Raw genomic sequence first — 7,514 nt, forward strand, 5'->3', positions numbered from 1 at the left:
GGGGGTGGCGGGGGAGACCGTGCACGAGACGGTCCGCGCCCATCGGCATCCGCTGGCCGCGCCCGTGCCGCTGGAGACGAAGGTGTCCGACTTCCACGACTGGGCCCGGGGGGCGGCGGTGCTGGCCATTCAGGTGCTCGTGCTCGGAACGGCGGAGCCGTAAACGCAGAGTGATCAGCTTCACGGTCCGTAATGTCGGAAGTGGCACCTTTACTCACATCGACTTCACGTTCGAGGACATATGGTTTACACCATGTCCACTACCCCTGATGTCGTCCTGGAAAGAGCGGAAGGACCGGCGCGAACGGCCGCCGAGGTCAACGAGGAGATCCGGGCGCTCTGGTTCCGGAGCGGTGGGACGTTGAACAGGGAGCAGCGGAGCGAGTACGAGCGTCTCGTCCTCGAATGGGCGGCCGCTTCGTAGGTTGTCGGCCGCTTCGTGGGTTGCCGCCCGCGGACCGGTGAGGCCGGACGTGCGTTCCCGCGCCCCCTCGGGGCGCGCCCTTCGAAGGAGCGCGCCCGACCCGCATCTAGCCCCAGCTCTGTGAGTACTGGCGTCGGTATGCCTGGCGGTCCTGTTCCGTGCGGATGAAGCGGGTGGCCGCCAGGGCGACCATGCTGCCGGCGATGACCAGCAGGCCGGGGCCGACGTTGCGGGGATCGACGAGGCGGTTGAGGAGGTCGGAGGCGGCCTCGATGGACTCGACGGACTCCACGGAACCCGGTTCGGCGGAGCCCGGGGCGGCGGCGCCCTGGGCGTCGTCCTCGGAGCCGTCGGCCGCCGCGGTCGGCCGGGCGGCGGACTGCGGCAGGCCGTTCAGCTGGACGCCGAGATCGTCGAGGGCGTCGGACAGCGGCTGGAAGAACGTCGTCCCGCCCTCGTCGCAGTCGCCGTTGCCGCCCGAGGTCACCCCCAGCGCCACTCCCTCCGAGAAGAGCGGGCCCCCGCTGTCGCCCGGCTCGGCGCACACCGTGGTCTCGATGAGGCCGGAGACCGTGCCCTCGGGGTAGTTGACCGTGGCGTCGAGGCCGGTCACCTCGCCGTTGCGGAAGCCGCTGGTGCTGCCGCTGCGGAAGACCCGCTGACCGACCGCCGCGTCACCGACGGAAGTGATGCGCACCCCGCGGCCGTCGCCGACGGAGACGATGTTGGTCTTGTTGCTGGGCGCGTCCTGGAGGTACTGCACGAGCGAGTAGTCGGCGCCGGGGAAGTTGGTCTCGGTCGTCCGGCCGATCTCCTGCCGGCCCTGGTCGTCCGAGAACCAGACGGAACCCGAGGGGCCGCAGTGCCCGGCGGTCAGCATGAAGTCGTTCTCGCCGTCGGTCACGTTGAAGCCGATCGAACAGCGCCCGCCGGTACCGAAGATCGGCTGCGCGCCGTTGAGCCGCATCGTGTACGCGCCCTCGGTGCGCTCCATCCGGACGGAACCGCCGATCTCCTCGGCGAGGTCGGTCAGGCTCGCCCAGTCCTTCTTGGAGACCGTGCTGTCGGCGCGCACCACCACCTCGTTGGAGGCGGGGTCGATCGCCCAGGAGGTGCCCGGCACCCGGGGTGCCGAACGCAGCGCGTTCGTGGCGGCCTCCAGGTCCTCGCCGCTGTACTCGACCATCTTCGGGCGGGCGCCCGCCTGCTCGACCTCGGCGGCGGCCTTCTCGTCGGTGACGGCGACGACCGGGCTGCCGTCCTCGGCGATCCAGGTGCCGGCCGTCCGCTCGGAGCCGAGTTCGGTCAGCAGGCCGTTCCCGGTGCCGGACGCGGCCAGCACCGCGCTGGGGGTCGCGGGCGGGGTGACGGCGGGTTCGGTCGCCATCGCCGCCTGCGTGACCATCAGGGCTCCGCAGATCACTCCTCCGGCGGCTGTCAGCCGCGCCACCCGCTTCACGACTCGTCGTCGTGCGTGCCTCATCGCCTGGCTCCCGAACCCCGTCCGACACGGTGTCAACACCGCCAGGGCGTCCGGTCCTTGAGCGCCCTCCTTTCATACGTGCGGTGGTCGGCACATGTTCACCAGTTCGCGTCGACGTATCCCAACGTCCGGTTCATGGCGATCGCACGGCTGTTGGCCGGGTGGTGCACCGTACGGACGGTGCTCACCCCGCACATCCCGGCGAACCCGATGCCGAAGGACTTCATGGCCACCGAGACGCCCCGGCCGCGATGGCCGACCCGCACCCCGGTCATCTCGTTGAACACGAACCCGGAGCCGCGCCGGTCCGAGGTCGCCGCCATGCCGATCCACCGGTCGCCGTCGAGGGCCAGCACGACCCCGCGCGGATCGTAGGAGGGCACCTCGAAGCGGAGCCGGTGGTACTCGTCGTACGGGAAGAAGGCGCCGCGCTCGGGGATGTCGGCCGAGCACTCCTTGTTGAGGTCGTACAACGCCCGGCGGTGCGCCGGGGTGTCGCCGAGTTCGGAGAGCGTCGTCAGCCGGATCCCGGAGGTCCGGCATGTGTCGACGCAGGGCTGGAAACGTGCCAGGTCGAAGGCGGTCACGTCCAGTTGGAGGCGGACCAGGTCCGTCGTCATTCAGCGCTTGCCCCCCACTCCGCAGTACATGGCGACTTCCGCCGACTCGCCGGTGTCCTCGTCGGTGGGCTCCGGGCGCCAGCGTGTGCAGGAGACGACGCCCGGTTCGAGGAGGTCCAGTCCGTCGAAGAAGCGTGCCACCGTCTCCGGGGTGCGCTGGTGCAGTCGCGGGGTGCCGTGCGCGTTCCACCAGGCCGCCGCGACGTCCACGTCGGGCCACCGCGGGTCGGTGACGGTGTGCGAGAGCATCAGATGGCTGCCGGAGGGCAGCGCGGCCATCAGGCGGCGCACGATGTCGTGCGGGTCCTCCTCGTCGGTGACGAAGGCCAGCACGTCGAGCAGCATCAGCGCGACGGGCCGGTTCAGGTCCAGGGTCCTGGCGGCGTGCTCCAGGACCGAGTCGACGTTGCGCACGTCCTCGTCGACGTGGTCCGTACGGCCCTCGGGCGCGCTCGTCAGCAGGGCCCGCGCGTGCACCAGGACCAGCGGGTCGTTGTCGACGTAGACGATCCGCGCGTCCGGGCGGACGCGTTGGGCGACCTCGTGGGTGTTCTCCGCGGTCGGCAGCCCGGCGCCGATGTCCAGGAACTGCCGGATCCCCACGTCGGCGGCCAGATGGCGAACCGCCCGGCGCAGGAACCGCCGGTCCGCGCGGGCGTAGTCGTGGATGCTCGGATGCAGTCGGCGTATCTCGTCCCCGGCCTTGCGGTCGACCTCGTAGTAGTCCCTGCCGCCGAGCCAGTAGTTCCAGATCCGCGCCGCGCTCGGCCGCGTGGTGACGATGCGACGGTTCAGCGACGAGGAGGGGAAGTCCGAGGCTGCCGGGTTGTCCGTCACGGCATCAACTCCTGGATCTTCTGTGAGCGTGCTCTCGATTAACGGGCAATGTAGACCCGCAGGTTGGTGTTTGCCGAGCGTTCGGCGATCTTCACGGCCCCGCGGTCGGACTCCCCGGGCGTCGTCCGGGCGAACAACGTTCGTCGCGACCTCTCTACTAATCAGTAACTCTTGGGTAGTCTCCCGGCCACTGATGGACATGACCATGACCAGTGCGGCGAAAGGTTCGACGACCTCGCCGCTCTGACATGAGAAAAGGGGATGAACATGACAGCAAGCGGTGTGGGACGCCGCATCACCACGGTCGCCACGGTGGCCGTACTGGGCCTGGGCGCTTCGATGACCGCCGCCGTTCCGGCCGCCGCGGCGCCGAGCACGGCCGCGACCGCCGCGGCCGCGGCCGCCGAGGTGGACTACGCGACCTGGCAGAAGGACGTGAAGGCGGTCATCGACACCGCCACGCCCTACATACAGCAGCGCACCGCGAACTCCTCGGGCAAGAAGCTCGCCATCGTCTTCGACATCGACAACACGACGCTGGAGACGCACTACACGCCCTGGTACCAGCTGCCGACCCCGGCCCTGAAGCCCTCCCTGACGCTGGCGAAGTACGCCAAGTCCCGTGGGGTGAACGTCTTCTTCGTCACCGCCCGCCCCGGCATCATCGAGTCCCTCACCGAGTGGAACCTGGAGAACGTCGGCTACCCGGTCGACGGCCTCTACGTGCGCGACCTGCCCGATCTCTTCTCCGAGGTCTCCGCCTACAAGACCGCCTCGCGCGCCGACATCGAGTCCGACGGCTACACGATCATCGCCAACGTCGGCAACAACACCACCGACCTCGTCGGCGGCCACGCCGAGCGCACCTACAAGCTGCCCGACTACGACGGCCTGCTGGACTGACGCCGCTCCACCGCTCGTTCCCGGGGTACGGCCGCCGAGGGTTCCGCCGGCGGCCGTGCGCCCAGGCCCGTCAAAGGGGCCCTAGACTCCCGCCATGGCCGACGAAACCACGCTCGACGCGCTCGGCGCGGGCAAGTACCTGCTGGTCACCACCTACCGCAAGAACGGCACCACCGTGCCGACACCTGTGTGGGTGGTGCGGGACGGCGACGCGCTCGGCGTCTGGACCGTCACCGACTCCTGGAAGGTCAAACGCGTCCGCAACCGCGCCGACGTCCTCGTCGGCCCCTGCGACGTGCGCGGCAACCCCACCGGCGACTCGGTCCCCGCCCGTGCCGAGATCCTGGACGCGGCCGGCTCCGCCGCCTACCGCAGGCTGATCGCCCGCAAGTACGGCGTCCTCGGCCGGCTCACCCTCCTCGGCAGCCGACTGCGCCGGGGCGCCGACGGCACGATCGGCATGCGGATCACCCTCACGACGTGACCCTCACGCGCCGTCGCCCGCGTGCCCCGTCCGCCACGCCCACGCCGCGATCTCGACCCGGTTCCGGGCCGCGAGCTTGAGCTGGATGCTGCCGAGGTGGGTCTTGACCGTGGAGAGGGACACGAACATCGAGGCGGCGATCTCCGCGTTGGTGTGCCCCAGCGCCACCAGACGGACGACGTCGAGCTCCCGGTCGGTCAACGCCTCCTGGGAACGCGGGACCTCGGGGCCGAGTGCGGCCTCCTTCTCCGCCGTCACGTGCTTGAGGAGCCGGACCGTCACCGACGGCGACACCAGCGAGTCGCCCACCGCCGCCGCCCGTACGGCCTCGGCCAGCAGGGTCGGCCCCGAGTCCTTCAGCAGGAAACCGCAGGCGCCGCCCCGCAACGCCCCGTACACGTACTCGTCGAGGTCGAACGTGGTCACCACGACCACCCGCAGCGGATCGGCCACCCCGGGACCGGCCAGCAGCCGGGTCGCCTCCAGACCGTCCAGCTTCGGCATCCGGATGTCCAGCAGGCACACGTCCGGCCGCACCTCACGGGCCAGCCGCACGGCCGTCTCGCCGTCGGCGGCCTCGGCGACCACGGTGATGTCGGGCTGCGCGTCGAGGAAGAAGCGGAAGCCGGTGCGGACCATGTCCTGGTCGTCGGCGATCAGGACCCGGATCGGGCTGCGGTCGTTCATGGGCGCATCATGCCTGAAGGAGACGGAAGAAGAGGGAAGCAGGTGGCCGAGAGGGCGTCAGTCGGCTTCCTGGGCCCGCTCCGCCGTCACCCTCCGCAGCAGCGGCCGGCTCCCGGCCAGCGCCGCGAACATGATGGCCGTGCCGAGGGCGACGCAGACGGCGAGACGCACGGCCCCGGACGCGTCCGGCTCCAGATGGAACATCTCGTTCACCTTGATCCCGCCGTAGATGCCGGTCGCCGTCGTACCGCCGGCGAGGACCACCAACGGCAGCGCGGTCTCCCGGATCCGCGCCCGGTCCAGCACCTTCAGCGGCGTCCCGGCCAGCCGCAGCAGCGCGTACACCCGGCGCCGGTCCAGGACCGTGGCCGCCGCGGTGAGTCCGGCGGAGGCGGCGGCGACCAGGAAGCCCAGCGCCAGCACCGCGAGCCCCGTCTCGCCGATGAGCCGGGTCGTCATGTCGCCCTCGGCGTTGGCGTAGTCCTGGGTCAACGGCAGGTTCCCGGGGGAGAGGGAGGACAGCGCGGTCGACGCGGTGTCCATCTGCTCCTGACCGCCACGTACATGGGCCACGACGCCCTCCTCGCCGATCAGGATCCCCTCGTAGGTGTCGGCGTCGACCGTCCCCACCCGCGCCTTCACGCTGGCTTCGGTGAGCAACTTCCGTGCCTGTACGGCCAGTTCGCCCGCCTCCCCGTGCTCCGTGCGTACGGCGACCTGCCCCCGGTAGTCGTACTCCATGAGGCCGACCTGCCCCACGGTGAAGAACCCGGCGACCAGACCCGCGAGGACCAGACCGCTGACCGTGCGCCAGGCGCCGCGCGGATCGTCGCTGAGCCTGCGGGCGGCCAGCAGCGTCGCGGGACGGCGCGCGAGGCGGCTCAGCAGCCTGCCCAGCATGTCGACGACCCAGGGGCCGAGGGTCCAGAACGCCCCGTACACCAGGACGATCAGCCCGACCGTCTGACCCGTGCTCATCCCGCCGTCCGCGGTGCCCACCACGTACATCCCGACGGCGACGAACAGCACGAGCCGGATCAGCCTCGTCCGGCGCGGATCGGCCTGCTGGGCCACACCCAGCGGGGAACGCGCCACCCCGCGCAGCGTCGTCATCGCGCTGACCGAGGTGAGCGCGGCCACGACCGCCACCACCGCCAGCAGCCAGGACACGCCGACCCACAACTGACCGGCGTACCAGGTCCCGATGCCGTACGGCACCCGCGCGAGGACCGGCACCAGCAGGGTGTACCCGACCGCGCCGAGGAGACCACCGGCGAGGCCCACCGCCGCCGACTCGACGCCCGTCATCGCCAGGATCTGGCGGGGTGTCGCTCCGGCCAGCCGCAGGGCGGCGAGCCGCTGCTCGCGGCGGGCGGCACCGAGGCGTCCGGCGGCCGAGGCCAGCACGATGACGGGGACGACGAGGAGGCCGCCGCCGAGCACCGTGGTCTGCTGGTCGAAGGCGGTGAACAGGCTGGGCCTGGTGCCGCCGAAGCCGTCCACGCGGGCGCGTGCGGCGAGCATGGCCAGGGTGCTGCCCTCGGCGGCGCGGGTGATCGCGGGGTCGGTGGGGGCGCGGCCCACGACGGCGACGAGTTCGTCGGGGGAGGCGAGGCCGGCTTCGCCGATCGTGCCGTAGCCGGACGTGGTCGGGAAGCGGTCGGCGAGCCGCTTCGCCGGCAGCTCGCGCATCAGCTCCGCCAGGGCCGGGGACACATACGTGCGCCCAGGTGCGGGGAAGTGGGCCAGACCGGGCGGGGCGGGCGTCGCGGCCCGGTCCGGCAGCTGGGCCAGGGACACGACAGTGATCGGCCGGTGACCCACGTACGTCGTGCCCAGTGTCTGTACGGCGGTCGCCCGCTTCGCCGCCACGGCGTCGGGGGTACGCCAGGCCGTGCGGTCGGCCCGCACGCCGGAGCCCAGGTAGGCGGCGAGGAGGGTCAGCAGGACGAGGGCGCCGGCGGCCGCCGCGGCGACGGAGAGGAGGTGGCTCTGCAGGCCGCGCCTCCCGGAGGAACGGGCCAGGTGCCAGGTCAGGGGCAGGACGGGGGAGCGCATTCTTCGTCTCCGGGGGCT

Annotated in this window: 8 protein-coding genes and 1 pseudogene; 4 read left to right on the forward strand and 5 right to left on the reverse strand. The window is 71.4% G+C overall.

The features are described from left to right. Both P1P70_RS36510 and P1P70_RS36515 read left to right on the forward strand, forming a co-directional pair. Nucleotides 1-163: pseudogene (locus tag P1P70_RS36510) on the forward strand (MarR family transcriptional regulator); the annotation flags it as partial. A gap of 78 nt (nt 164-241) precedes the next feature. Next, on the forward strand, nt 242-424 hold the full coding sequence (locus P1P70_RS36515) for a hypothetical protein (protein ID WP_192360727.1): 183 nt from the start codon (nt 242-244) through the stop codon (nt 422-424). Between the two features lie 106 nt (nt 425-530). Here the strand turns inward: P1P70_RS36515 and P1P70_RS36520 are convergent, their stop codons facing one another. The 3 genes from P1P70_RS36520 to P1P70_RS36530 form a co-directional block, all read right to left on the reverse strand. Continuing rightward, the gene (locus P1P70_RS36520) at nt 531-1,907 is read right to left on the reverse strand and encodes a S1 family peptidase (RefSeq protein ID WP_319245442.1); all 1,377 of its coding nucleotides are present in this window, start codon (nt 1,905-1,907) and stop codon (nt 531-533) included. 98 nt (nt 1,908-2,005) lie between these two features. Next, entirely contained in the window at nt 2,006-2,527 is a 522-nt protein-coding gene (locus P1P70_RS36525; protein WP_319245444.1) for a GNAT family N-acetyltransferase, read from the reverse strand. After that, nucleotides 2,528-3,364, reverse strand: coding sequence for an SAM-dependent methyltransferase (locus tag P1P70_RS36530; protein WP_319245446.1), 837 nt, complete (start codon nt 3,362-3,364; stop codon nt 2,528-2,530). Nucleotides 3,365-3,631: 267 nt separating this feature from the next. Here P1P70_RS36530 and P1P70_RS36535 point away from each other — a divergent pair, with 267 nt between their 5' ends. Both P1P70_RS36535 and P1P70_RS36540 read left to right on the forward strand, forming a co-directional pair. Next, complete coding sequence (locus P1P70_RS36535; RefSeq protein WP_319245448.1) at nt 3,632-4,267, forward strand: HAD family acid phosphatase; 636 nt, start codon at nt 3,632-3,634, stop codon at nt 4,265-4,267. Between the two features lie 94 nt (nt 4,268-4,361). Beyond that, complete coding sequence (locus P1P70_RS36540; RefSeq protein ID WP_319245449.1) at nt 4,362-4,751, forward strand: PPOX class F420-dependent oxidoreductase; 390 nt, start codon at nt 4,362-4,364, stop codon at nt 4,749-4,751. A 3-nt stretch (nt 4,752-4,754) separates the two neighbouring features. On the opposite strand, the gene P1P70_RS36545 is transcribed toward P1P70_RS36540, so the two are convergent. Together P1P70_RS36545 and P1P70_RS36550 are read right to left on the reverse strand one after the other, a co-directional pair. Further along, nucleotides 4,755-5,438, reverse strand: coding sequence for a response regulator transcription factor (locus P1P70_RS36545; RefSeq protein WP_319245450.1), 684 nt, complete (start codon nt 5,436-5,438; stop codon nt 4,755-4,757). A gap of 57 nt (nt 5,439-5,495) precedes the next feature. Continuing rightward, on the reverse strand, nt 5,496-7,496 hold the full coding sequence (locus tag P1P70_RS36550) for an FtsX-like permease family protein (protein WP_319245452.1): 2,001 nt from the start codon (nt 7,494-7,496) through the stop codon (nt 5,496-5,498). Nucleotides 7,497-7,514 lie beyond the last annotated feature (18 nt).

It is taken from the genome of Streptomyces sp. MB09-02B, from assembly GCF_033794485.1.
GTDB lineage: Bacteria > Actinomycetota > Actinomycetes > Streptomycetales > Streptomycetaceae > Streptomyces.